We start from the raw sequence: 25,753 nt of genomic DNA, 5'->3' as shown, positions 1-25,753 counted from the left end.
CCAATCATTCATTTTCTGCCTTAAAATCGTTAAGTATCTTACCTTGAACTACATGTAGTGTATATTCCTCTACTACCTTGCCTTCCTTTACGTGTTCCCTTACTATTCTTCTTGCCTTTTCCGCATCCATCTTTACATAAGTTACCTTTTCTTCGCCAGGTTTAAACACTTCAACAATGGGCTCTACCTTACAAAGACCTATACATCCTGTTTGAGCAACTGTAACATCTGTTAATCCAAGCTTTTCAACCTCTTCCATAATAGCAAGAAGAACTGGTCTTGCTCCTGCTGCTATTCCGCAGGTTGCCATTCCAACTACTATTCTTGTTGTTGTTCTGTCCTTCCTTTGGTTTACTCTATCAAGGGTCCTTTGTCTTATTTCCTCTAATTCCTTCAATGTTTTCATACTAGGCACCTCCACCTATTTCTTTTAAATTATCTTTGATATATTCCTTTATCCACATCAAAACTTCTGGGTGATTTAAGTCATCAAAGCCTAAAATTTTTTTATTTCTCTCGTATCAATTGAAAATAATTTACCGTTAATATTATGTGTATAAACAAAATCTATTTTAGGATTCAACAAGCAGGATACAATCGTTTCTTCAATTCTACCCATCGGAGGCCTATCAATGTGATCGTGCTGCATTACAGCAACAACTTCTGTTCCTTTACTTACCTCTGAAGAAACCTTTAAAAACCCATTACAAGCCCTGCATGTTGCCTCAAACAAAGACAATCCTAAGCCAACTTTTCTTGTTGTCCTTGAAGTTACAAAAGGATCAGTAATAGATTGTAACATATCTTTAGGTATCCCTTTGCCATTGTCCTTTATTTTAACTGTGAGAAGATTATCATTTATATTTTCCTTTATTTCTATTTCAATCAACGTAGCATCCGCATTAATCGAATTTTCTACTATATCCATAATATGAAGAGAAATTTCCCTCATAAAATCTCCTCTTATTTATACTCCTTTAAGATGTTTGGAATATCTTCTGGGGTTAATCTACCATATACTTTTTCTCCAATTACCATAACTGGAGCAAGACCGCATGCACCAAGACATCTTGTAGCTTCTAATGTAAACTTTCCATCGGCAGTTGTTTTCCCCACTTCAATTCCAAGCTCCTTAGATAATCTATCAATAAGACCTTGTGCACCTTTAACATAGCAAGCTGTTCCAAGGCATACTCTAATTATATGTTCACCCTTTGGTTCAAGTGAGAAATATGAATAAAAGGAAGCTACTCCATAAATTTCTGACATTGGAACATTTAACTCCTGTGATACAATCTTTAATACATCTTCAGGAAGATAACCATAAATGTTTTGAATTTGATGTAATACTGGTATTAGGCCACCTTTAACATCCTTGTATTTTTGGATAACTTCTTTTGCCTTTTCTAATCTTTCGTCTACTTGATTTCCACCACAACAGCAGCAATTTTGTTGATTCATAATTTCACTCCCCTTGTTTGATATTTTACTAACATGCTTTATTATGAAATTTGGACTAATGAAAATTTTTTAATATTATAATCTCATTAGCCAAATTACGTAAACACGAGTTAATATCACCTTTTTTGTATTTTTTAAAAACAAAAGATATTCATCATAAAATTTTTTAATTCTCTCATCATTTGTATTAATGATATTATCAATTGATAATTGTTCTTGTTGTATTTTCCCCTTCAATAAGCTTATTTGTTTAATAACAGCTTTTGTTAATTCTACATATTCCTTATTATTAATTGATAATTCGACATTTTTTATTATATATGATAAATTCAAATTAATCAAATAGTTTTCATAAATTTTTATATCATCTTTTATATAGTCAATCCATGAAATAACATGATATTTTCCATTAATATTTACATAAGTTGCCATTACATTTTTAGCATTCAATTCTCTAACCAAATTTTCGGCATTCTTTTTTCATTAAAATATCCTAATTGGACTAAATAAAATGTCACCCTTTGATTTACATCTATTTTAATATCATCTTGATTTTCAACGCTTTTAGAAGTAAACATAATTTTTTGATCTATCATAAATGCAAAAATTGTTGAAAATATAAAAATAGTCAGAAACATTATTATGATATTTTTCTTAAAATCATTTTTTCTTCCAATTGGACTCTAATATATCTCATACCCTCAACCCCTAATTTAATACAGAAAAATAGATAGAGCATTGCTCTATCTTAATACTCTGACTGCACCTCTATATCTTTTTGAATAATAGGGTTCACTTAAGCTTGTTATTGTAACGTATCCTTTACCAGACGATGCATGAATAAACTTACCATTTCCTATGTAAATGCCAACATGCGATATTCCTCTTTTGGATGTTTGAAAAAACACTAAATCCCCCGGCAACAATTGTGATTTTGAAATTTTTGTCCTGACGTAAGCTGTCCATAAGAGCTGTGGGGCAACTCTATCCCAAAGGACTTAAAAACATAAGATGTGAAACCTGAACAGTCAAAACCTGAAGGTGATTGTCCAGACCACTTATATCTTATCCCTAAAAATCTTTTAGCATAACTAACCAGCTGTGGCCCCCTTGATATTGCTTGTCGATTATTCCTCGCATCATTAATATTAGCATTGACTTTAAAATTAAATAAACAAATAGTTAAAAGTAAAATTGTTGGTAAAAACATTCTTTTCCTTTTCATTATTCTACTCCTTCCTATGCCTCCGGAGTTAGCTGACGGGTTCGGGAAGAAGGAATTCCCTACTGATAATACATATCAGATTCACCCCAAAATATGGTTCCTCCGTACCCATTTGGGATTCGGCATTATCTCTTAACTATTATATCAATATGCGTAAAATTTGTTCAATATATGTTAAAAAATTTAATTATTAAAATCCTAATTCCTGTTTTACTAATATAACAATTCCTCTTCCCTTTACGTTTTGTCTATAAGTTACTACATAGTGATTGCAAATTCTCTCTGGTGAATTGCAATCTAAACATATCCCTTTCTCAACACATGGCGTTTTTCTTGAAAGTCTTTTTGCATTTATTGGAGATGCATAATTTCTAACTCTTGTGTATGCTTCATTAAGATCCCTAACAATTTTATTTATTCCAGCAATAACAATAACTTTTTTAGGACCATATATCATTGCCGCAACTCTATTGCCGTTACCATCTAAATTTACAAGATATCCTTCCTCAGTAATAGCATTTGAACTTGTTATGTAATAATCAGCAAAAACGATTTTCTATAAATTTCCGCAATATCATCAGAAGTTAAGCCTTCTTTATATCTATCTAGCAGTGTTATATTACATTTTCTAAGATATTCTATTATTCCTCCATCAATTAGAGTCATTGAACCTCCAAAGGATACAGTGCTCTTTTCTTCAATAATATTCTTTAATAGTTTCTTTACATCTTCCATGTTTTCAGCAATAAAAACTTCATAATTATTTTTTTCAAGTGATTGTTTTACTCTTTCTAATTTCTTTTCCAGATACCAATTTACATTTTGATTCATTTATTTTGCCCCCTTTACCAATATATTAACTGGTCTATCTTTTAATTTAAAATAGTTTGATATTCTTTCGATGGTATAACCATTTTTAAGCCAAAAATTTTTACTGCCTTTGTTTTCCTCTGACACAACTACGCAAAACCTTTGTATACTATACATAGTTTTTAAATAATCTTCTACTAAATCAAGGATATAAGTTCCTAACCCTTTATTTCTTAATTCATATTTTAAAATAAAGGTCATAAACCACGCCTCGTGAATAGATTTTTTTCTACTCTTCCTTTAATTATTCCCACCATTTTAAAATCTTGATATATTCCGCAAAAATTCTAAAGGATTTACAAGGCTTTCCATATACCTTTCTTTTATAAATCCCAAATCAATTTTTTATTAATTCCAATAGCTTCTAGATTACTTTCATCAGAATTAATGCATTCTACAATATCCCTTAAGGAATCTAATGAAACATTTTTAATAACAATGTTTTTGTGGGAAATATTTATATGTAACAACCTATCACCTACTTAAATATTTACTATTTATTTATATTCAACACAAATGTGTAAAATCCTTTTAAAAATTATTGTTAAAAATATAACTTATTATCTGTTATATGCCTCTTTAGATTAGACAAAATGTGGACTATTTTGTTTAAGGCATAAAAAAAGACCTTGTCATACAAGGTCCATATTATCACTTTTGGTGCGGAGAGCGGGACTTGAACCCGCACGGGATACCCACACGCCCTCAAACGTGCGCGTCTGCCGATTCCGCCATCTCCGCTTGACACAATATATATTAGCAAAATTAATCTTTTTGTCAACACTTTTTATAAAATTTCGTTTTGGTAAATCCATTTATAAATCATATAATATTTTTTACTTTTTTAATGTATAGTTTTGTTTCTTTAAATAGCATCTCTTCTTTGAGCTTATTATTTATCATCCATTTTCTAACATTTCCTTCCCCGGCATTATAGGCAGCAAGAGCTAAATTTAAATCATTTCCAAAATCGCTGTATAGCTTTTTAAAATAAAATACACCAAATTTTATATTTTTTTCTGGATCAAATAAATCTGTATCTTTGTAGTTTTTTTCCTTCAGTAAAGTAGAAATGTATCTACCGGTATTAGGAGTAATTTGCATAAGGCCTACTGCACCTTTATGGGACAATGCAAATTCATCAAAATTGCTTTCTGCCTTTATAAGTGCATATATTAAGTAGGGATCAACACTATATTTTTCAGAATATTTTACAACATATTCACTATACTTTATCGGATAAAAGATTTTAAAAATATTTTTTAGATTTAAAAATAAAATTAGAAAAAGTAATAAAAGAAATAACTTCCGTTTATTCATTCATCTCCTCCATGCTTTAAAATGCTATTTATAATGTAGTCCAATTGTTTCTTAGTGTTCTCTAAATCTTTGCTATTATCAATTATATAATCGGCATACTTTTTCTTTTCTTCAAAATCCATCTGAGAGTTAATCATTCTTATAGCTTGTTCATAAGTTAATCCATCTCTATTCATTAGCCTATTTAATTGGGTCTCTCTATCGCAATAAACAAGTAAGACAAAATCAACGTGTTTGTAAAATCCTGTTTCTATCAGCAGTGCTGCATCTACAACACATAATCTATATCCCTTTGTATCATAAATTTTTATTTTTTCATTAATTCTTTTAAGGATTTCAGTATGAGTTATTTCATTCAATGTTTTTAGCTTTTCATTATCATTAAAAACTATTTCCCTTAGTCTTTTTCTATCGATTTCTCCTTCAGGGTTTAATATTTGAATTCCAAAACTTTCAATTACCCTATTAAAGGCTACCTCTCCAATTTTTAAGATCTCCCTCGAAATAATATCTGCATCAATAATTGGAAACCCCTTTTCCTTAAGCATTTGTGAAACTGTTGACTTTCCCGACGCAATGCCACCAGTTAATCCTAAAACTATCAAAATATCACCTACTTTGCATTATACCAATTATCTCCTACATGGATATCAACCACAAGTGGAACAACAAGTTTAATGGCGTTCTCCATTTCATATTTAACTATTTTTTTTACGTTTTCTAATTCGTCCTTATAGGTTTCAATAATCAATTCATCATGAACCTGAAGTATTATTCTTGACTTTAATCCTTCTGTCTTTAGCCTTTTGAAAACTTTAATCATTGCAATTTTTATAATATCTGCCGCAGAACCTTGAACAGGAGTGTTCATAGCCAGCCTTTCTCCGAGCATCTTAACTGCTTTATTGGTTGAACGAATCTCCGGAATATACCTTATTCTATTCATAATTGTTGTTACATATCCCTTTTCTTTTGCAAAATCAACAATCCAATCTAAATATTTTCTTACTCCTTTGTATCTTTCAAAATAATTTTCTATATATTCCTTAGCTTCTTTTCTTGATATTTTTAAATCCTTTGCTAAGCCAAAATCTGATAAACCATAAACTATACCAAAATTTACTGCTTTTGCTCTGCTTCTTTGTAAAGGAGTTACTTCCTCCATTTTAACCCCAAAAACTTCTGATGCAGTTCTAGTATGAATATCCTGTCCTTTTGTAAATGCATCTATTAGGTTTTCATCCTTAGAAAGGTGTGCTAATACTCTAAGCTCAATCTGTGAATAATCGGCTGATAAAATGACATAGTCATCATCTGTAGGAACAAAGGCCCTTCTAATTTGCCTTCCTTGTTCTAATTTTATAGGTATATTTTGAAGATTAGGTTCCGTGCTTGAAATTCTTCCTGTGGCAGTAACTGTTTGATTAAAGTTAGAATGTATTTTCCCATCCTCAGAAATTGCATCCATTAAACCATCAATGTATGTTGTTTTTAATTTTATTAATTGTCGATATTGTATTATCTTTTCAATGATTGGATGGTGGGGCAGTAATTCTTCAAGGACCTCTGCATCAGTCGAATATCCTGTCTTAGTTTTTTTAATCACAGGAAGATTAAGTTTCTCAAATAAAATAACTCCAAGTTGTTTTGGCGAATTTATATTAAATTCCTCGCCTGCAAAATCATATATCTGTCCTGTTAATATATCTATTTCCTCGCTTAACTGAAACCCTATTTTGTTTAAAGTTTCCTTATCAACCTTAAAACCATTGATCTCCATTTCAGCCAACACTTCTACAAGTGGTAGCTCAATTTCTTTGTATAAGATTGCAAGGTTTAGTTTGTCAATTTCTTCCATGAGTTTTCCCTTTATTGTAACTATATTATTAATAAAAACCCCATAGCAGTAAAGCAACTTTTCTTTGCTTATATTTCTATTTAAATATTTATTCACTATATACTCTACTGAGTAATCGTTTAATGAAGGATTAAGGACATAGGCAGCTATTTCTGCATCAAAATCTAAGTTTTTTATCTCTACTTGTCTTTCTTTTAAATACTTATAAGCTATCTTTGATGAATATGTATTTTTTATTATTTTTTCATCCATAAATATGTCATAAAATTTATCAATTAATGCTGCAGGAATTATTTTAAAATTCCTTACTACCATTCCTACTACTTTTTTATTTTCTTCTATTAAGCAAAAATCAAATTGTCCTTCTTTAAATATTTCTTGCTTTATCTTTTCAATCTCATTTATATCATCAACAAATTTTATTTCTTCTATTTTAGATTCATTTTCCTCTTTTTTAATTTTAGATATTATACTCTTAAATTCATACTTTGTTAAAATGTCTATAACTTTATTTAAATCATATTTTAAAATGCCTTCATTTAAATTAATTTCTATTGGAACATCAATTTTTATTGTCGCAAGTTCCCTGCTAAGATATGCAACTTCTCTGTTTTCCAATAATAAATTTTTAATTCTTTCTGGTTTAATTTCATCAATATTCGAATATATATTATCAAGATTTCCATATTGATGTAATAACTTAAGTGCTGTCTTTTCACCGATTCCTGGAACTCCAGGGATATTATCAGATGCATCACCCATCAAAGCTTTAAGGTCAATAATATTTTGAGGTTCAATGCCAAACCTTTGTTTTATTTCTTCTACACCATATACTTCAAGCTCAGTTATCCCTTTTTTGTCATTAATACCGTTATATTATCATCAACAAGCTGCAATGCATCCCTATCCCCTGTAATTATATTGACCTTAAAATCATTATTTGAAAATCCTTTAGAAATCGTCCCTATTATATCGTCAGCTTCGTATCCTTCTAACTCTAAAATTTCTATATTAAAGGCACGTAATATTTCTTTAGTAGGTTCTATTTGCTGTGCCAACTCATCAGGCATTTTTTTCTTCCCGCTTTATATTCAATAAATTTTTCATGCCTAAAGTTCTTCTTACTTTTATCAAAGGCAGCAATAACATAATCTGGATTCATTTCCTGGATTATTTTAATGAGCATAACAGTGTATCCATAAACCGCATTCGTAGGTTGTCCCGTTGATGTATTCATTGGAGGCAATGCGTAAAATGCCCTATTCAATAGACTATTGGAATCTATAATTATAATTTTCTTAGTCATAACCTTCTCTCCTTAAATTAATTTTTATATATTAAATTATATATTAAATTCTCAATTATGTTAAATGAAACAAAAATTTCCTTGCCAAATTTGGCAAGGAGGAATTGATAGGGTTATTTTAAAACTAGTTTTATGTTAATTTCATTAACATCGTTTGAAACTTCGTTTACTGTTTTAAGTTCTATACCGTTATTGCTTAAAAATGCTTTTAGTTCTTCAAATTTATCTTTATTTATGGAGTAAATTTCTTCTGAAACCTTTACTGCATTTGATAATAAATATTCAACTATTTGTGTATTTTCTTTACTGCAAATAATTTCATAATTATATACTAAAGTTGTAGACTTTAGAGAAGTCTGAAGGTTATTGTCATTTGCTTTAAAGTCGTATTTATCTGAAGAAGCTACAACAAGAACATCTTCCTTTTGAGATTCTTTGGCGTTATTTTCTTTATTATTTACATTAGAATCTTTTACATTTTTCTTTAGAACCGGCTTAGTCTGTCTATTAGTTATTGTCACATTGGTTTTATTATCCTTTACTGTAACTTCTACTTTTTCATCTACCTTTTTGTTTTCTGAAATTATGTTTTCTATATTAACCTTTTCCTTTTGATTATTTATTTCAGAAACTATTTTAACTTCAGATTCTTTGTTTATACTTCTATTAAAGTATGTTCCTATACCTATTGCAAATATAAAGGCTGCAGCAGCTGCTGATACGTATCTTCTAAATAATAATTTGTTTCTATATCTTCTTTCCGATGTTCTAACTTTATTCATAACTATTTCATGCATATTTTGTGGTGGCGTAATTTCTAAACTTCTCAAAAGACCTCCCTCAAAATCCTTTTCATCGTTAAAGAGATTTGAAATGTAATTTTGTTCCTTCATGCTTTTTGCCCCCTTACAATACCATTCTTTATTAATTCCTTCTTAAGTGCCTCTCTAGCACGTTAAGTCTTGATTTAACAGTTCCAACCTCGATGTTTAATATCCCTGCTATTTCTTGATATGAAAAGCCATGCACATCCCTTAGGACAATAATTGTTCTAAAATCCTCATTTAACTTCAAAATGCAATTTTTAATTATATTCCTAAGTTCATTAGATTCATATGTATCTTCGGTATTATCTATAGTTTCACCTTCGATGGCTATATATTCATCCAATGAAAGGTCTTCTTTTCTTTTTTGATGTAATCCAGACAAGTATTATAGGTAATTCTATAAATCCAAGTTGAAAGTTTACTATCGCCTTTAAAGTTTGAAATAGATCTATATATTTTAAGAGCCACTTCCTGAGTAACATCCATTGCGTCATGCTCATTTTTTAAAATATAATACGCTATATTATATATTTTGTTTTCATACTGTTTAAATAAAGATTCAAAGGCATCTATATCATTTTCCTTGCACTGCTGAATTAATAATGTTTCCTCCATAATCTACTCCCCTATCAACCCTTAAATTATAATGATAAAACGAATTTAAAACATCTTCTAAACTGTCCCCTGAAAATTTATTTAATATTTCTTTTGTTATTTCAAAGGCCAATACGTTTTCAGCAACTACTGCTAGAGCTGGAACAGCGCAAACATCTGATCTTTCGTATCTACTTTTTACTTTTTCTCCCAATAAATTAACCGTTTCAAATTCTTGTCTTATGGAAGGAATCGGCTTCATATAAAGGCGAACAACAAGCGGCATACCATTTGTTATTCCACCTTCAATTCCTCCTAAGTGGTTGCTTTTTCTTTTAAAGCTTCCACCTTCATAAGTTATTTTGTCATTAAACTGGCTTCCTAAAATATTTGGAGCTTCAAAACCATCTCCAATTTCTACCGCTTTAACTCCCTGGATAGACATCATTGCTCCTGAAATCATATAATCCATCCTTCTATCATAAAAGGAATAGCTACCTAGTCCATGTGGAACATTAAAGGCTATAACTTCTACAGCTCCCCCAGGGTATCACCAGCCTCTTTAATATTTTCAATCAAATTTATCATTTCCTGCTCTTTTTCTTTGTCTAAACATCTTACTGGGGACTTTTCTATTCTATTTAATATTTCATCTGAATATTCCTCAATTATTGAATCATCGGCAACATTACCAATTCTAACCGTCCTGCTAATAAATTTGACGTGAAAAATTTTTAAAAGTTCCATACAAATTGCACCAACTGCAACTCTTATTGCTGTTTCTCTTGCGCTTGCCCTTTCAATAACGTTTCTTATATCATCCAAATTATATTTTAAAATTCCATTAAGATCTGCATGGCCTGGCCTTGGAACAATAATCTTTTCCTTATATTCCTTTTCTATATCCATGATTTCTTTCCAATTTTCATAATCTTTGTTATGAATAGCTATGCATATTGGTGCCCCGGTAGTTTTGCCACCTCTTATCCCTGATATCACTTCAATTTTATCATTTTCTATAAGCATTCTTCCTCCTCTACCGTATCCCCTTTGTCTTCTTGCTAACTGTCGATTTATATTTTCTATATTTATTTCAACATTTGATGGAAATCCTTCTATGATAGCCACTAACATTTTGCCATGGGATTCACCTGCATCTAAAAATCTTAACATACCCATCACCTTTTCGACATTTTTTGACTTATTTTGTATTTCACTTCTAACCTAAGAATATTTTACCACAACTCAATATAAATTGATATTGTTAATATATTCATTTATTGGTATAATAATTTTTGTAACTGCTTTACTTTTTTATGAAAGGGGAATAATATGTTCTGGACTCAACTTGGAATTATTTTAGCTATCGTATTGATTTCATTAGTTCTTTTTAATTTTTGCGTCCCTATATTTTTAAATACAATGTTAAAAAGCATCATTTAATCATATTACTTATCATATTCTTTATTTTACCTCCGTTTTTAGGTAATCTTTATAAACTTCCTATTGTTCAATGGCTTCAAATGATTATCGTTTCGTTAATTACTTTAACCTTTGTTGATCTTATTAGTTTTGAAAAATAAACAAAAAAAGGAGGTCATTGGCAGACCAAAGCCAAAACCAAGAAGGGCAAAAATAATAAATAATATATTGACTGAAATAAAATTCCATGTTAATATATAAATGTCCTTGCCGAAGTGGTGGAACTGGCAGACGCGCCGGACTCAAAATCCGGTGGGGTAACACCCGTGCGGGTTCGACTCCCGCCTTCGGCACCAAAGGTGGCTTATATGCCACCTTTTTATTTATATACTCCTGATATTTGTTTACTTCCTCAATACAATCCTTAAATCCTTTTATATATCCCCTTTCATAATCATCACTTTTATTAGCATCAATTTTTAATACCATGACATATAGACGTTCCAATAAATATACTATTAGACAATCTTTTTCTATAAGCATATAACCTATCCCCCTTGATATTTTTAATTATTCTATTCACAACCAAAAATTTGTGATAATATTCAAATAAATTTAGTATTTATTATTAGCAGTTTTTATTTTAAAACTCTCTCAATGAAGTATAATATAATTAAGAGGTGGAGGTGTAAAAATGGATAACCTAGAAAAAATTTAATTATATATGATGAAAGAGAATCCCTTAACGAAAAGATAATAGAAAGAGAAATAGAACAATTTAAACTTATACAAAATTTTATAAAAAGCCAAATGAAGGAAGGAGAAGATTACGGTAAAATTCCAGGAAGCCCCAAACCTAGTTTATTTAAACCTGGGGCTGAAAAGCTGTGTAATCTATATGGCTTTACAATAAACGTTGATATACTGGAAAAAGTTGAAAACTGGAAGGAAGGTTTTTTCTACTATCTTTGCAAGTGTTCCTTAAGAAGTAAAAAACTGGGGAAATAATTTCTGAAGGATTAGGTTCCTGCAATAGCAAAGAAACAAAATTTGCAAGACAAAATCCCTATACAATTGTAAACACCATATTAAAAATGGCCAAAAAAGAGCCTTAATAGATGCTACTCTATCAGCGACAAGGACTTCTGGAATTTTTACTCAAGACATTGAAGACATGGAGGAAATGCTCATTACAGATGAAAATGTTGAAGTTAAAGAAGAAAAGGTTGACTATGCAACACAAAATCAAAAATTATATAGCAAAACTTGCTAAAGATAAAAATATAAATGATGAGGATCTTAAAAAATTAACTCAAGAACTTACAGGCAAAAATGAAAGCAAAGAATGGACCAAAGATGACGCTTCTAAGATAATACAGGAACTTAAAAACTATCAAAAATAAAAGGCAGGGACAACCTGCCTTTTATGCATACTGTAAAAATACCTTGTAAGCTTTATAAGTTTCATAAATATCAGCTTTACTTGCTATTTCCCAAGGAGCATGCATGCTAAGAAGTGCTACACCACAGCCTACAACTTCCATTCCATATTCAGCAAGTATATAAGCTATTGTTCCGCCACCGCCTTGGTCGACTTTTCCAAGTTCGCCAGTTTGCCAAGTTATATTATACTTGTTGAATAGGTCCCTTAGATAACCTAAAAATTCTGCATTAGCATCGTTACATGAATATTTTCCTCTTGAACCTGTATACTTTGTTATTACTATACCTTTGCCCATATAAGCTGTATTTTTTCTTTCAAGAACGCTTGGATAAATCGGGTCAAAAGCAGCAGTAACATCAGATGATAGCATCTTTGAATTTGCAAGACATCTTCTTAATTTCAACTCTGAATATTCACCCATCAATTCCATAACTTCTGCGACAACATTTTCAAAGAATCTTGAATGCATTCCTGTTGCTCCATTGCTTCCAATTTCCTCTTTATCTACAAATAGCGCCACACATGTTTTTTCTGGTTTTTCAATCTCCAATATTGCCTCTAAAGAAGTATAAGCACAAACTCTGTCATCATGGCCATAAGCCATTACCATGCTTCTATCTAAACCAACATCCCTTGCTCTACCAGCTGGCACAATTTCAAATTCTGCAGTAACAAAATCCTCTTCATCAATTCCATATCTTTCGTTTAAAATTCTTAAAATATTTAATTTTATTCTGCCCTTTGCCTCTTTATCTTCTATTGGTCTGCTTCCAATAAGAACATTTAGATCTTCTCCTTCAATACCCTTTGCTAATTTCTTTTCCATTTGATCCGCAGATAAGTGTATTAGAAGGTCGGTTATGTAAAGAACAGGGTCATTTTCATCTTCTCCAATAACTATGTTAACCTTTTCTCCACCCTTTTTACAACAACGCCATGAAGGGCAAGCGGTATTGTTACCCACTGATATTTTTTAATACCACCATAATAATGTGTTTCAAGTAATGCGAAACCTTCATCTTCATAAAGTGCATTAGGCTTTAAATCTATTCTTGGTGAATCTATATGTGACCCTACTATATTCATTCCCTTTTCCATGGGAGTTGCCCCAATTACAAATAAAGCTACTGCCTTTTCCTTGTTAACTGCAAAAACTTTATCCCCTGCTGAAAGTTTCTTATTTTGTGCAATAGCATCGTTTAAATCGATAAAACCTTTTTCCTTTGCCATCCTAACTATTTCTGCTGTAGCTTCTCTTTCAGTTTTTGCCTTATTCATGAAATCCTTATACTTTTCAGCAAAATCCATCATTTCCTTAACTTCATTTTCCCCAATCTTATCCCAAACATATTCATATTTTTTGTAAGGGTTTCAAGCTTATTGTGTTCCATATACTTACCTCCTTAAAATTTAGTCAATTTAATTCTATCATTAAATTTCGGTAAATTCAAACACTTCATTCTCTGTCACTATAGCATCCATCTTGGCATCATATTCTTCATTAAAAACAGAATCACAAATTTGAAATGAGTAGCATACACCTATTTTTATTCCTCTATAATCAGAAAGAAATCTATCATAATATCCTGCTCCATAGCCTAATCTATAACCCGACCTTGAAAAGGCAACGCCAGGAACTATTACAATATCGATATCATTTTTATTGACTATTTCAAAAATTTTCGGTTCAGGTATTCCATATTCACCTTCTTCTAAATCATCGAAGGATTTAATTTTGCATGGCAAGATAGTATAAGTTTCTTTAATGGATTTAGGGAAAATTACTCCAATTTCCATATCAAAACAAAATAAAGCAAGTTTTAGAGTAGAGACTTCATTTTTTATAGGATAATAAAGCATTATGTTTTTAATCTTTTTATCTTTAAGTATTTCAATTAATCTATCCATTATTTTATTACTTTTTGTTTCTACTTCATCTTTAGACATTTCTAATCGCTTTTTAATCAATTCCCTTCTTAATTCTTTTTCATATAATCACCCAAATTTAATGCTTATGTTGGCAATGATCATGCCCACAAGTGCATTTGTTTTCTTTTGAAGTTTTTCATATTCTTCCGGCGTTACAATTTTTATATTATCAAGCTGAGCCTTTAAGCTTTCTTTCACTGAATCCACATAAAGTCTTCTAAGATATGCCTGTTCCTTCTTTTCTTCCTCTGTTAACGTTCCCTCTACTTGTTTTTTATAAAGTTCATTAATTCTTTTAATCTGTTCCTTTGTAATCATAATATCATCCTTTCTAACGTAAATATAATGTTTTTAAAGGAGTATAAATTCTTTTCCTATCTATCTCTTCACTTTTCATGATAACAATTTTATCAAATATTATCTTATCAATGCAAATATCTTCTAATTTGCCCTTTAATTCAGCAAAAGGGATCTTAAGCTCAACATCCTGCGCTATCGTAACATGGGGAATAAACTTATTATCCCTTTTAAATCCAAACTTGTTTGTAATATCATCTACCCTTACTGCAATTTCTTTAATTTTTTCAATCTCGCCCCATACATTTAAAAATATCGTTTTAATATTATTGCCACTTCTAAAGGCATCAATTCCCTTTAAATAAGCATTTATTTTGTTAATATCTTTAAAGTTTTTAATTAGTTCCTCATAAATTTCATCTATAGTTTCGTTATCTGTTTCACCTAAAAATTTAATTGTTAGATGGAAATTATTTATGTGCTTAAATCTCCCCTTAAATGAATTCTCCTTTATAAGAGTTTGAACCTTTGCAATTTCCTCCTTCGTTCTTTTATCAAACTCAAAGGTAATGAAAGTCCTCAAAATATCACCACCAAATATTTAAAATTACCATTAAATAGTGCTATAATTATATACTAAAGGAAAAAAATAATAATGTAAACAACTTTAAAGATTGAAATTGATAAGGATAGCCATAATTTCCGAAGCGGATGCTTAATCTCCTGTTATAACCTTAAAATACTGAATTAAGAATACTATTTAAAAGTTAATTAGTATGACTAAGGTTGCAAAGGTTGTCCTTGCAGCGAAAACTAATTTGTGTTATGCTACTATTGCATTGGTTATGAGCTATATAAAAAATTGTTTGTCAATTAGTAAATAAAACTTTATTAATTAAAAAATCATACAATTAACAATTTGCAACTCAAGAACTTATAAGTTTAAAACAAAGGGGAAATAGATATGAAACCGATAATTTGGTCCAACTTTAAACTTAATCTTTTAGATCAAAGGCTCCTTCCGATAGAAGTTAAATACATAGAATGTAACAGTTTTATAGATGTAGCAGAATGTATAAAAAGTATGGTGGTTAGAGGAGCACCTGCTATTGGAATAGCAGCAGCATATGGAGTTGTTCTTGGTGCAAAGGAAGTTTACTCAAATGATAAAATAAAATTTGAAAAGGATATGCAAAGGGTATTTGAAACATTAGCCTCAACAAGGCCAACAGCTGTTAATTTGTTTTGGGCATTAAGTAGGATGAAGGATAAATTTTACTCTGCATTGCAAAATGACAATGAAAATATAATTACACTATTGGAAAATGAAGCCAATGAAATATTTAATGAAGACCTTAAACTTAATAAAAAATTGGAGAGTATGGTGCTAAGTTGCTTCCCAATAAATGCACTGTTTTAACCCACTGTAACGCTGGTGCTTTAGCTACAGCAGGCTGGGGAACTGCCCTGGGCGTTATTAGAAGTGCTATAGAAATGGGTAAAGAAATTAAAGTTTTTGCAGATGAAACAAGGCCACTTCTTCAAGGTGCAAGATTAACTGCCTTTGAACTGATGAGCGATGGAATAGATGTTACATTGATATCCGATAATATGGCAGGTTATGTAATGAAGCTTGGTTTAATTGATGCAATAATAGTTGGTGCTGATAGAATAGCTGCTAATGGAGATACAGCAAACAAAATTGGAACCTATTCCCTATCTGTCCTTGCAAAGGCTCATAGCATTCCTTTTTATATAGCTGCGCCCTACTCTACCTTTGACTTAAATATAAAAAGCGGCGCAGAAATACCAATCGAAGAGCGTAGCCATGAGGAAGTAAGACAAATATTTAATGTTAGAATCGCTCCAGAAAACGTTAAAGTTTTCAACCCTTCCTTTGATGTTACGCCTAACGAAAATATTACTGCTATTATCACTGATAGAGGAGTTATCTATCCTCCCTTTGAGGAAAATATTAAAATCATGAGGTGATACAATGGACATTGAAAGTCTGAAGAAAGAAATAATTTTTTATGGCCAGGAGATAAAAAGATCCGGTCTTGTATTTGGAACCTGGGGAAATATAAGTGCAAGATTAGAGGATAAAATTTTAATTACCCCGAGCGGTATTCCCTATGAAAAACTAACTCCAGAAGATATAGTAATTTGTGACATGAATTGCAATATAATCGAAGGGAATCATCGTCCATCAACTGAATTGCCTGTTCATTCAGAAATATATAAATATAGAAGCGATGTTAAGGCTATTATACATACCCACAGTATTTATGCATCTGCTATTGCTGTTACAAGGAAAAACATCCCTGCAATCATAGAAGATATGGCTATGATTATAGGTGGAGAGGTTCCTTGTGCAAAATACGCCTTTCCTGGAACATCTGAACTTGCAGAGAATATTTTAGAAGTATTAGAAAGTAAAAACGCTGTATTGCTGGCAAACCATGGTGCAATATCCCTCGGAAGAAATTTAAAAGAAGCATTTAATGTTTGTCAAATACTTGAAAAATCAGCAAAAATATATATCCTTGCAACCCAAATTGGAATGCCAAAACCCTTAGCAATAGAAGAAGTTGAAAAGATGAGGGATATTTATCTTAACATATATAGCAAAAATGAAATGATAAAATAAGGCTGCATATTAATTTGCAGCCTTATTTTTAAACACCTCAATAACCCTGTCTAAAATTCCATTTATTTCTGCTATAGCCACTCCATAATTTGTAATAGGCACATTTTGTTCAGAACATCGTATTATCCTTGTCATAAGTTGTTTTCTATTAAACATGCATGAACCACAATGAATCACAAGTTTATACTTTGTTAAATCTTCTGGGAAATCCACACCTGCATTAACAGTAATGTTTAATTTGCCACCTGCTTTTTCCTCAAGCCACTTTGGTAGTTTTTGTCTACCAATATCCCCCTCTAAAGGATGATGGGTGCAGGCCTCTGCAATTAAAACATTATCTCCAGGTTTTAACTCATTGATTTTTTGGCCCCTTGAACAAAATATTCAAGTTCACCCTTATATCTTGCAAACAGTATTGAAAAAGAAGTTAAGGGAACATCCTTTGGAATAATAGAATTTACTTTAGCAAAAACTTGGGAATCAGTAATCACAAGATCAGGTTTTTATTTAAAACCTTTAATGAATCCTCAAGTTCACTATCTTTAACTATTATTGGCATTGCATCATGATCTAGTATATCCCTCAATACCTGAACTTGTGGAAGAATTAATCTTCCCTTAGGTGCTTGTATATCCTGTGGAGCAACAAGCAAAATCAAATCTTTAGGTTTTATTATATCTCCAACTATCGTCTCCCTTTCATAATCCTTTGGTGCATTAATTTGAATTAATTCTTTTAGTTTTCCAATATTTTGTTTATTTTTGCACTAACCTTTACAAAGGGAATGTCAAATTCTTTTTGCAATTTTTCAACATCAATATCATCTAAATCAACCTTATTTATTACACCAATAACTGGAATATTCCTTTCTTTTAAATCATTAAACCATTCTTTTTCCAAGCTAAAATCTTTACTTTCAGCAGTAAAAACTAATATCGCAAGATCAGTTTTGTCCATAACTTCTTTTGTCTTTTTATTCTTAGCTCTCCTAATTCTCCTTCATCGTCAAGTCCTGCTGTATCAATTATCACTACAGGTCCAATTGGTAACAACTCCATAGCCTTATAAACCGGATCTGTAGTTGTCCCCGCAAAATCTGACACCAATGCTATCTGCTGCCCTGTAATAGCATTTATTAAGCTTGATTTTCCTGCATTTCGTTTCCCAAATATCGCTATATGAAGTCTATTTGCCTTTGGTGTATCCTGCATAGAATCCACTCCTTAGAATCTTAAATCTCTTTCTCCATCCTCAATTCTCTTTAATCTCTCAATAGTTGCCTCTCTAGCTCTTTTATTTGGTATTTCATCAAGAGCCTTTTTATTGTTTCTTCACCAATTTCTCTTGCCTCTTCATCCCCATAGTCCAAAAGAAATTCTTTAAAGGTTAAAATTGCATTAGGTTGACAGACATTATGAATTTGTCCTGTTTTTGCAAGTCTCATAAATCGTTCGCCTGTTCTTCCTTCCCTATAACAAGCCGTGCAATAGCTTGGGATGTATCCTCCCCTGCATAAACTCTTTATTATCTCAAGTGGTGATCTGTGGTCCCCAACTTCAAATTGAGGTTTTTCATCCTCCTTATGAATATGCAGTTTGTATTCTTCCACATATCCTCCAACTCCAGTGCAGGAACCTGCACTAATCTGTGATATTCCAAGTCCAATAACTTCGTCTCTAAAATTTGGTTCTTCTCTTGTCGACAAAATCATTCCAGTATATGGGACAGCAAGTCTTAATACAGCAACAATCTTTTTAAAATCCTTATCGCTAACAAGATAAGGGAAATTTTCTAACGATACACCCTCTGCCTCCCTAAGTCTTGGAACAGAAATCGTATGGGGACCTACACCATAGGTATTATCAAGATGCTCAGCATGCATAAGCATAGCTATAGTATCGTATCTATAATCATAAAGCCCGTATAATACCCCAATTCCAACATCATCAATTCCTGCCTGCATTGCTCTATCCATAGCAGTTGTATGATAGTCATAATCATGCTTTGGGCCAGAAGGATGCATCTTTTCATAGGTTGGTCTGTGGTATGTTTCCTGGAACAGGATATAAGTTCCTATGCCTGCTTCCTTTAATTTTTTATAATTTTCAACTGAAGTTGCAGCAATATTTACGTTTATTCTTCTAATGCTTCCATTTTCAAATTTAATGGAATAAATAGTTTTAATGCAATCTAAAATATAATCGATAGAGCAGTTAACAGGATCTTCCCCAGCCTCAAGGGCAAGCCTTTTGTGTCCTAAGGATTCTAAAATCTTTACCTCTTCAACTAATTCATCCATTGTAAGCCTTCTTCTTTTAAAAGATTGATTGGTATGTTTATAGCCACAATAGTAGCAGTTATTTACACAATAATTGCTTACATATAGCGGTGCAAAGAGGACAATTCTCTTTCCGTATATTTTCTCTTTAATTTCCCTTGCAGTTTTAAACATTTCATTTAGAATATCTTCATCTTCAACATGTAGTAATACTGCAGCTTCCCTATGGGTTAGCCCTTTGCACTCCTTTGCTTTTTGCAAAATTTCCCTTACATATGACTTATCCTTCGATTTTTCCTCTCCAAATTCCATCGACTCTATAATTTCTTCATGAATTATAAAGTCTTCAGCTTTTATATCCTTCATAATTTTCCTCCCATTCAAATTTTTGATAATGCGGTTTTTACATTAACACCTTCCACTTTACCGAGCTTTCCTGTCATTGCGCTTATCTCATCTGCAGTTCCATCAACTATAAGTGAAATAATGAATATACCCCTGTCCCTATAAGGAATACCCATTCTTCCAACAATAATATTAGAATAGTCATGTAGTATAGCATTAACCTTATAGGTATTATCAAAGTTTTCAATTACAATGCCCACAACACCAATTCTCTTTTCCATAGCAACCTCCAAAAAGCCCTTCAGCAAAAGCTGAAGGGCTAATTTACTTCCCTACCCTTTTGCTCGGACACCTCCTTGCAATCGGAAAATGCTTATCCATTATTTCGGAAACTCCAAAATAACGGATTTAAGTTAATTATATAACATAGTTTTTGAAAATCAAATAAAATAATCCTCTGATAGTGTCAAGATATTGTAGGTTAATTTTTTATAGACAACCCCCTAAAATGTTTAAAATCAAGACTTTCGTAAACTTTTAAACTTTAAATTATATTTTCATATTTAATTGATTTTAATATCTTATACATCGGTGTTACTTTTCCAATGTTTAATATTGTTATATTATTTATTCCTTCTCGTGAAGAATTATTTATTCTTTTAATTGTTTCTTTTATCTTCTTTTTATTTAATCTAAATGTTTCAACATCTTCCTTGTATATACTTATTTCCCTTAAATTACCTCCATTCCTGCTAAATACCCTTAGCTTTGCCATTATCTTTAATCCCTCTTTACTCCATCCTAATGGCCTACTGCTTAATCTCGCTGATAATACATGGCTTATATGCCCTTCTGCACTGCATCCTATTACATCCTCGTCCTCTTTATATATTACTATCCCTTCCCAGTTATTTAATATATATCTCCTTGCTTCTTTTGCTCTCTCCTTTTCTGTCTTAGTTTCTGCTATATTTATTAACTCCTTAAATATCTCCCTTAAAACCTTCTTATCCCCTTCATTTATCGCTCCCCATATCTTTTGCCTATATTCTTCTCGCTTTGCTGTCCCTCTTATTATGTATTTGTTCAAATGATATCTATCTAATACAAATTTCGCTTTCGGAATCCATTCCATTCCTTCCTTTATCCATCTTGCTCCATCTCCTGCTATGTATATCTTTTCTATGCTCTCTATTTCATAATTGTCATACACATAATTCGCTACATCTATCCATATTTCTTCAGCTTCTACACCAACGTATGCTTTGTAATATACATTCTTTAATTCGTTTCTCCCATTTTTGCTTTGCCTTCCTTCATGTATATATACAAGCCTTGGCATCTCCTTCTTCCCATCCTGCAATGCCACATGATCCTCATCTGCTTCTATGTATAGCACCCTTACTTTCCTCTTTTCTTTTACTTCCCTTTTACTTCTACTTCTCCTACCTGTCTTATTGCATTAAATACTGTCTGTCTACTTAGTTTCTCCGGACATGTTATTTTACTACTCTCCTCATAGGACATATTAATTGCGTTCTCCACCAGCTTTATCTTTACTTCTTTATCTACCTTCTCATGTTTGCTTATCCCTATAATTTCATCAAGTAAATATCTATATTCCCCATTCTTCTTAGATTTGTAATACGTTCTTGCATATTCTATTTCGCCTAGCATTGTTACAATCTTTTTCTTGTCTTTCCTTTCTACTACCCATCCCTTTTTCCTTTTTTCATCTTCTTTAATCGTTTTATCTAATTCTTCTAAAAAGTCCTTTATTATGTTTGCTCCTAATTCATCAGTCATTTTTTTAACTACATCAACAAGTTTTGTTAGATCCCATTCTTTTGATATAGTTTCTTCAACATTTTTTATTAATTTAGTAGTGAAATTTATTAAATGTTGTTGTATAATATTATTCAAAAGAGACACCCCTTATTGGTTTGTGTGTTTTTTCACTTTTATTTTATCACAGGGGTTGTCTCTTTTAAATTTTTGTCTTTTTCGTCCTACAATAATTTTACACTATGAATCCTCTTTAAAGTGAATTAAGCTTTTTCAAGCTTGTGCATAGCATCAACAAACCTTACAACTCCTGTTTTTAGTCTCATTACAACTGAATGTGTAAAAGCTGTATCACCTTTGTAAATAACTCCCTTTAAAAGATCGCTGTCTGTCACTGCAGTAGCTGCAAAGTAAACATCATCGCCCTTTATAAGGTCATCGGTTGTTAAAATCTTCTCTATATCTTCTATCCCAGCTCTTTTACACATTGCAAGCTGTCTATCGTTTTGTGGCATTAGTTTTGCTTGAATTTCCCCGCCTAAGCACTTTAGTGCTGCAGCAGCCAGAACGCCTTCAGGTGCTCCACCTATTCCATATAAAACGTCTACTCCTGTATCATCAAATGCTGTCGCAAGAGCAGCTGCTATATCTCCTTCACCAAATATCTTGACTCTTACACCAATTTCCCTTGCTTTTTTATAATCTCCTCATGTCTTGGCCTATCCTGAACCATCACAGTTAATTCCTTCAGATCTTTATTTAAAGCTTCTGCAATATTTTTTAAATTAGTTTCAAAATTTGCATTTAAATTTACTGCACCTTTAGCCTTAGGACCAACAGCTATCTTTTTCATATATATTTGGGGTGCTCTGAAAATATTCCCCTTTTCTGAAAGTGCTATAGCACTTATTGCGTTAGGTCTTCCTTTAGCAACAAGTATATTCCCATCTATTGGATCTATTGCAATATCATATTCTGTTTGCCCATCCTTCCACTGCCCAACTTTTTCACCTATATAAAGAATTGGAGACTTATTTATCTCCCCTTCTCCTATCACTACTCTTCCCTTAATAGGTAATAATTCAAAGGCATATCTAGCTCCATTTGCTGCAGCTAAATCCACCTCTTCAATATTACCTTTTCCTAATAATTTAGAACATGCAAGTGTAGCAGCCTCTGTTACCCTCACAATCCCCATTGCAATATCAAACTTTTCCATAGCGTCCCTCCAAGATAAAATTTCTGTTTTTATTATATCATATTGAGTAGTAAAATGAAATATAAGATATATTATTTAAAATATAGTTTATCACATAAAAATATCCCATAAAGGAAACCTTTATGGGATATTTTTATGATACTTGTGAAAAAACGTCCGTTGGAACTATTGCATCGATAATGCCTATTACCAGTGCAGCCAGGATAGCCCCCCATGCTGTAACTGATACACCTGCCACAATAAATTGAGTTAAGTAAATAATGATTGCAGCTATTAAGAAACCTACAATTCCTCTGCCAAAGGGTGAAGCATCCAGTTTAAATACTAATCCAATAAGATAATCAAGTGCTGAAATAACAATAGCAGCTAATATTGCTGTTCCAAAGCCAGCAACCCTAAAGCCAGGAACTAAAAAGCTTGCAATAACAAGAATAACAGCATTTACTAAAAACTTAATGATGATTGAAAAAATATTTACGTTTTTTCTTTCTCTATTTTCACCCATAGTAACACCTCCATTAGTATTTTGGTCAAAAAAGCAAAAATATACAAAAAAGTGCCTATAAGGCACTTTTGGCAGTCCCAAGGGGAATCGAACCCCTGCTACCGCCGTGAGAGGGCGGTGTCCTAACCTCTAGACCATGGGACCATATTCTCTTTTTAATAAAATTATATAATATTTTCTATTATTTGTAAAGACCAATAAAAAATTATTTATATACATCTATTAAAAGGCCCTTTATTTCTTCTATTCTATCTGCTAAGTTTATTATATCCTTCTGGGATTCAATTAATTCTCTTGTAAGCTCATCTATTTTGCTATTTATCACCTCAATCTTAATATGTATTCCATAGTTGTATGGCCCAATTTCTCTTTTTAAGATGTAAGCATTTTTAATTACAAAGGATAAGTATTCTTGGACCTTTAATTTATACCTTTTGGCATCCTCCAGGCTTCTTGTAGCAATTAAACGCTTTCCAAGGATATCGATTTCATTAAGTAGCTTTTGCAGTTGCCCTTCAGTCTGTTCCTTGTTTGCTAAGTCAAGTGCTGAAGAAAAATCGCTATCTACTTTTGTCTTATTTGATGGACTTATGTTATTTGTCTTTGTTAAATTAATCTTCCTTATTTGCATGTCTTGCACCCCTAGAATTAATCTTAATTTTATTTTAATATCTTTCATAATATTCTTCAATAGGGATGCTGTTTGCCTAAAAAAGACACAGAATTATGATAAATTGAATTTCATAATTCTGTGTCTTTTTATCTACATTATAGCAAAATAATTATAGTGAAATACTTGGTGCAGCTTCAATTATATCATCAGTTAAATCCTCAAATTTCCTGATGTTTTCATAAAATCTTATTGCAAGGTCCTTTGCATACTTGTTATATTCTTCCTTGGATTCCCATGTGTTTATCGGATTTAATATTTCTGCTGGAACGTTTGGACAACTCTTAGGAACTAAAACTTTAAATATCGGATGCTCAAAATATTCTACCTTTTCTAAATCTCCATTTATAGCTGCCCTAACCATTGCCCTTGTGTAGGACAAATCCATTCTTTTTCCTACACCATAGGGTCCTCCAGTCCAGCCTGTATTAACCAAGTAAACACTTACATTGTGGTTAGTAATTTTTTCCCCAAGCATTTTAGCATAAACTGAAGGATTCATAGGCATAAAGGGTTCTCCAAAGCAGCAGGAGAAGGTTGCTTGAGGTTCTACGATTCCCCTTTCAGTTCCTGCTAATTTGCTTGTATAACCTGAAATGAAATGGAACATTGCTTGTTCTTTAGTTAGCTTTGATATCGGTGGCAATACTCCAAAGGCATCAGCTGTTAAGAACAGAATCGTCTTTGGATGTCCGCCTGTTCCTTCTAAAACTGCATTTGGAATATATTCTATTGGATAAGCTGCCCTTGTATTTTCAGTATATCTATCATCCGAATAATCTGGATGACCCTTCTCATCAAGAACTACATTTTCCAATAATGCACCAAACTTGATAGCATCGTAAATTTGAGGTTCCTTTTCCCTTGAGAGATTTATACACTTTGCGTAGCATCCGCCCTCAAAATTGAAAATGCCATCCTCAGACCATCCATGCTCATCGTCTCCAATTAGTCTTCTTTCAGGATCCGCTGACAAGGTAGTTTTTCCTGTCCCAGATAGTCCAAAGAATAGAGCTACATCCCCGTTTTCACCAACGTTTGCAGAGCAATGCATTGGCAGAACATTAGCCATAGGCAACATAAAATTCATTGCTGTAAACATCGACTTTTTCAATTCTCCACAGTAATGGGTCCCGCCGATAATTATTATTTTCTTTACAAGGTCAAGAATTACGAATACTTCCGAATTAGTTTTATCAAGCTCAGGAATGGAATTAAAATTTGGAGCACTTATTACTGTAAACTGTGGAATAAAATTTTCAAGTTCCTTATCTGTTGGCCTTATAAAAAGCTGTCTTACAAACAAATTATGGGCTGGAAGTTCATTGATAAATCTAACTGAATGGGTGTATCTTCTATCGGCCCCAATAAACCCATCGAATACATAAACATCCTTCTTTTGAAGGTATGCAGCTAATCTTGCATATATCCTTTCAAAAACTTCCGGGCTAATTGGTTTATTAACCTTTCCCCAATTTATATTCTTATGTATTTCGGGGTAATCAACAATAAATCTATCCTGAGGTGATCTTCCTGTATATTTTCCAGTATTAATATTTAAAGCTCCTGTTGAAGTTAAGCTTCCTTCTCCTCTTCTAATCGTATGTTCTACAAGCTTTGAAGGTGATAAATTATAATATACATTACCTAAGTTTATTAAATTCAAACTTCTTAAATGTTCAGCTAAAGACATTTTAATTCCTCTAGTATAATATTAGGATAATACCTTCCTAATATTATTTTACACA

Annotated in this window: 19 protein-coding genes, 3 tRNA genes, 12 pseudogenes and 1 riboswitch; of the genes and pseudogenes, 5 read left to right on the top strand and 29 right to left on the bottom strand. The window is 31.9% G+C overall.

Annotation, left to right across the window (positions count from 1 at the left end; all coding sequences use genetic code 11):
- Positions 1–4 precede the first annotated feature (4 nt).
- The 16 genes and pseudogenes from PWK10_RS05325 to aroC all read right to left on the bottom strand — a co-directional run bounded on the left by PWK10_RS05325 (position 5) and on the right by aroC (position 10,595).
- Positions 5–406 (bottom strand): (2Fe-2S) ferredoxin domain-containing protein, encoded by a 402-nt coding sequence (locus PWK10_RS05325; protein WP_008907578.1) that lies wholly within the window; start codon positions 404–406, stop codon positions 5–7.
- Between the two features lie 90 nt (positions 407–496).
- On the bottom strand, positions 497–952 hold the full coding sequence (locus tag PWK10_RS05320; RefSeq protein ID WP_008907577.1) for an ATP-binding protein: 456 nt from the start codon (positions 950–952) through the stop codon (positions 497–499).
- A gap of 11 nt (positions 953–963) precedes the next feature.
- Positions 964–1,461 carry an NADH-quinone oxidoreductase subunit NuoE gene (nuoE, locus tag PWK10_RS05315; protein ID WP_008907576.1) on the bottom strand — a complete coding sequence of 166 codons (498 nt, stop codon included), beginning with the start codon at positions 1,459–1,461 and terminating at the stop codon, positions 964–966.
- Positions 1,462–1,536: 75 nt separating this feature from the next.
- Positions 1,537–1,923: a hypothetical protein gene (locus PWK10_RS05310; protein ID WP_274767616.1), complete on the bottom strand. Its 387-nt coding sequence runs from the start codon at positions 1,921–1,923 to the stop codon at positions 1,537–1,539.
- Between the two features lie 281 nt (positions 1,924–2,204).
- Positions 2,205–2,671, bottom strand: a pseudogene (locus PWK10_RS05305) (C40 family peptidase).
- A 17-nt stretch (positions 2,672–2,688) separates the two neighbouring features.
- A riboswitch (cyclic di-AMP (ydaO/yuaA leader) is annotated at positions 2,689–2,821 on the bottom strand.
- Between the two features lie 55 nt (positions 2,822–2,876).
- Positions 2,877–3,517, bottom strand: a pseudogene (locus PWK10_RS05300) (lactate utilization protein).
- A complete protein-coding gene (locus PWK10_RS05295; protein WP_274768122.1) occupies positions 3,518–3,775 on the bottom strand; it encodes a GNAT family N-acetyltransferase in 258 nt (85 codons plus the stop codon).
- 104 nt (positions 3,776–3,879) lie between these two features.
- Positions 3,880–4,026 carry a hypothetical protein gene (locus PWK10_RS05290; RefSeq protein WP_274767615.1) on the bottom strand — a complete coding sequence of 49 codons (147 nt, stop codon included), beginning with the start codon at positions 4,024–4,026 and terminating at the stop codon, positions 3,880–3,882.
- 188 nt (positions 4,027–4,214) lie between these two features.
- A tRNA-OTHER gene (locus PWK10_RS05285) sits at positions 4,215–4,297 on the bottom strand.
- 81 nt (positions 4,298–4,378) lie between these two features.
- Complete coding sequence (locus tag PWK10_RS05280) at positions 4,379–4,876, bottom strand: lytic transglycosylase domain-containing protein (RefSeq protein ID WP_274767614.1); 498 nt, start codon at positions 4,874–4,876, stop codon at positions 4,379–4,381.
- Entirely contained in the window at positions 4,873–5,481 is a 609-nt protein-coding gene (coaE, locus tag PWK10_RS05275) for a dephospho-CoA kinase (protein WP_274767613.1), read from the bottom strand. The genes PWK10_RS05280 and coaE overlap by 4 nt, the downstream gene beginning before the upstream one ends.
- Positions 5,482–5,489: 8 nt before the next feature.
- Entirely contained in the window at positions 5,490–7,550 is a 2,061-nt protein-coding gene (polA, locus tag PWK10_RS05270; RefSeq protein WP_446715336.1) for a DNA polymerase I, read from the bottom strand.
- A gap of 29 nt (positions 7,551–7,579) precedes the next feature.
- Positions 7,580–7,971, bottom strand: a pseudogene (locus PWK10_RS19490) (PIN domain-containing protein).
- Between the two features lie 182 nt (positions 7,972–8,153).
- The gene (locus PWK10_RS05265; RefSeq protein WP_274767612.1) at positions 8,154–8,933 is read right to left on the bottom strand and encodes a hypothetical protein; all 780 of its coding nucleotides are present in this window, start codon (positions 8,931–8,933) and stop codon (positions 8,154–8,156) included.
- Between the two features lie 31 nt (positions 8,934–8,964).
- Positions 8,965–9,482: pseudogene (locus PWK10_RS18390) on the bottom strand (RNA polymerase sigma factor).
- Positions 9,442–10,595: pseudogene (gene aroC, locus PWK10_RS05250) on the bottom strand (chorismate synthase). Before aroC ends, PWK10_RS18390 begins: the two co-directional pseudogenes overlap by 41 nt.
- Before the next feature lie 557 nt (positions 10,596–11,152).
- Between aroC and PWK10_RS05245 the strand changes: the two are divergent.
- The 3 genes from PWK10_RS05245 (at position 11,153) to PWK10_RS05235 (ending at position 12,286) form a co-directional block, all read left to right on the top strand.
- Positions 11,153–11,239 (top strand) — tRNA-Leu (locus PWK10_RS05245).
- Between the two features lie 454 nt (positions 11,240–11,693).
- Entirely contained in the window at positions 11,694–11,891 is a 198-nt protein-coding gene (locus PWK10_RS05240; protein WP_274767611.1) for a hypothetical protein, read from the top strand.
- 224 nt (positions 11,892–12,115) lie between these two features.
- On the top strand, positions 12,116–12,286 hold the full coding sequence (locus PWK10_RS05235) for a hypothetical protein (protein ID WP_274767610.1): 171 nt from the start codon (positions 12,116–12,118) through the stop codon (positions 12,284–12,286).
- A 21-nt stretch (positions 12,287–12,307) separates the two neighbouring features.
- Here the strand turns inward: PWK10_RS05235 and PWK10_RS05230 are convergent.
- The 4 genes and pseudogenes from PWK10_RS05230 to thpR form a co-directional block, all read right to left on the bottom strand.
- Positions 12,308–13,638: pseudogene (locus tag PWK10_RS05230) on the bottom strand (aminopeptidase).
- Positions 13,639–13,758: 120 nt separating this feature from the next.
- Positions 13,759–14,301: pseudogene (locus PWK10_RS05225) on the bottom strand (5-formyltetrahydrofolate cyclo-ligase); the annotation flags it as partial.
- A 21-nt stretch (positions 14,302–14,322) separates the two neighbouring features.
- Positions 14,323–14,574, bottom strand: coding sequence for a DUF896 domain-containing protein (locus PWK10_RS05220; protein ID WP_274767609.1), 252 nt, complete (start codon positions 14,572–14,574; stop codon positions 14,323–14,325).
- Between the two features lie 13 nt (positions 14,575–14,587).
- Complete coding sequence (thpR, locus tag PWK10_RS05215; RefSeq protein ID WP_274767608.1) at positions 14,588–15,136, bottom strand: RNA 2',3'-cyclic phosphodiesterase; 549 nt, start codon at positions 15,134–15,136, stop codon at positions 14,588–14,590.
- A gap of 381 nt (positions 15,137–15,517) precedes the next feature.
- On the opposite strand from thpR, the pseudogene mtnA reads away from it, so the two are divergent.
- Together mtnA and PWK10_RS05205 are read left to right on the top strand one after the other, a co-directional pair.
- A pseudogene (gene mtnA / locus PWK10_RS05210) lies at positions 15,518–16,545 on the top strand (S-methyl-5-thioribose-1-phosphate isomerase).
- Between the two features lie 4 nt (positions 16,546–16,549).
- On the top strand, positions 16,550–17,203 hold the full coding sequence (locus PWK10_RS05205) for a class II aldolase/adducin family protein (RefSeq protein WP_274767607.1): 654 nt from the start codon (positions 16,550–16,552) through the stop codon (positions 17,201–17,203).
- Between the two features lie 9 nt (positions 17,204–17,212).
- Here the strand turns inward: PWK10_RS05205 and hydF are convergent.
- The 9 genes and pseudogenes from hydF to pckA form a co-directional block, all read right to left on the bottom strand.
- Positions 17,213–18,414: pseudogene (gene hydF, locus PWK10_RS05200) on the bottom strand ([FeFe] hydrogenase H-cluster maturation GTPase HydF).
- 12 nt (positions 18,415–18,426) lie between these two features.
- Positions 18,427–19,847, bottom strand: a pseudogene (hydG, locus tag PWK10_RS05195) ([FeFe] hydrogenase H-cluster radical SAM maturase HydG).
- A 14-nt stretch (positions 19,848–19,861) separates the two neighbouring features.
- The gene (locus tag PWK10_RS05190) at positions 19,862–20,107 is read right to left on the bottom strand and encodes a TM1266 family iron-only hydrogenase system putative regulator (RefSeq protein WP_008909358.1); all 246 of its coding nucleotides are present in this window, start codon (positions 20,105–20,107) and stop codon (positions 19,862–19,864) included.
- Positions 20,108–20,370: 263 nt separating this feature from the next.
- Positions 20,371–21,758 (bottom strand): annotated as a pseudogene (locus PWK10_RS05185) (ISLre2 family transposase).
- A gap of 116 nt (positions 21,759–21,874) precedes the next feature.
- Positions 21,875–22,830: pseudogene (glpX, locus tag PWK10_RS05180) on the bottom strand (class II fructose-bisphosphatase).
- A gap of 133 nt (positions 22,831–22,963) precedes the next feature.
- Positions 22,964–23,335, bottom strand: coding sequence for a phage holin family protein (locus tag PWK10_RS05175; protein ID WP_008909356.1), 372 nt, complete (start codon positions 23,333–23,335; stop codon positions 22,964–22,966).
- Between the two features lie 69 nt (positions 23,336–23,404).
- Positions 23,405–23,479, bottom strand: a tRNA-Glu gene (locus PWK10_RS05170).
- Between the two features lie 61 nt (positions 23,480–23,540).
- Complete coding sequence (locus PWK10_RS05165; RefSeq protein WP_274767606.1) at positions 23,541–23,966, bottom strand: YaaR family protein; 426 nt, start codon at positions 23,964–23,966, stop codon at positions 23,541–23,543.
- A 151-nt stretch (positions 23,967–24,117) separates the two neighbouring features.
- Complete coding sequence (gene pckA, locus PWK10_RS05160) at positions 24,118–25,698, bottom strand: phosphoenolpyruvate carboxykinase (ATP) (protein WP_274767604.1); 1,581 nt, start codon at positions 25,696–25,698, stop codon at positions 24,118–24,120.
- Positions 25,699–25,753 lie beyond the last annotated feature (55 nt).

This window comes from Caloramator sp. Dgby_cultured_2, assembly GCF_028872215.1.
In the GTDB taxonomy this organism is placed as follows: Bacteria; Bacillota; Clostridia; order Clostridiales; family Caloramatoraceae; genus Caloramator; species Caloramator australicus.
The sequence above is the reverse complement of the archived record's forward strand: the minus strand, read 5'-3'. Positions and strand labels throughout refer to the sequence as shown.

Coding starts and splice junctions, on each gene's coding strand:
- PWK10_RS05325 (WP_008907578.1), bottom strand. CDS start 406: ATGAAAACATTGAAGGAATTAGAGGAAATAAGACAAAGGACCCTTGAT.
- PWK10_RS05320 (WP_008907577.1), bottom strand. CDS start 952: ATGAGGGAAATTTCTCTTCATATTATGGATATAGTAGAAAATTCGATT.
- nuoE (WP_008907576.1), bottom strand. CDS start 1,461: ATGAATCAACAAAATTGCTGCTGTTGTGGTGGAAATCAAGTAGACGAA.
- PWK10_RS05280 (WP_274767614.1), bottom strand. CDS start 4,876: ATGAATAAACGGAAGTTATTTCTTTTATTACTTTTTCTAATTTTATTT.
- PWK10_RS05265 (WP_274767612.1), bottom strand. CDS start 8,933: ATGAAGGAACAAAATTACATTTCAAATCTCTTTAACGATGAAAAGGAT.
- PWK10_RS05240 (WP_274767611.1), top strand. CDS start 11,694: ATGAAGGAAGGAGAAGATTACGGTAAAATTCCAGGAAGCCCCAAACCT.
- PWK10_RS05235 (WP_274767610.1), top strand. CDS start 12,116: ATGCAACACAAAATCAAAAATTATATAGCAAAACTTGCTAAAGATAAA.
- PWK10_RS05220 (WP_274767609.1), bottom strand. CDS start 14,574: ATGATTACAAAGGAACAGATTAAAAGAATTAATGAACTTTATAAAAAA.
- PWK10_RS05205 (WP_274767607.1), top strand. CDS start 16,550: ATGGACATTGAAAGTCTGAAGAAAGAAATAATTTTTTATGGCCAGGAG.
- PWK10_RS05190 (WP_008909358.1), bottom strand. CDS start 20,107: ATGGAAAAGAGAATTGGTGTTGTGGGCATTGTAATTGAAAACTTTGAT.
- PWK10_RS05175 (WP_008909356.1), bottom strand. CDS start 23,335: ATGGGTGAAAATAGAGAAAGAAAAAACGTAAATATTTTTTCAATCATC.
- PWK10_RS05165 (WP_274767606.1), bottom strand. CDS start 23,966: ATGCAAATAAGGAAGATTAATTTAACAAAGACAAATAACATAAGTCCA.
- pckA (WP_274767604.1), bottom strand. CDS start 25,698: ATGTCTTTAGCTGAACATTTAAGAAGTTTGAATTTAATAAACTTAGGT.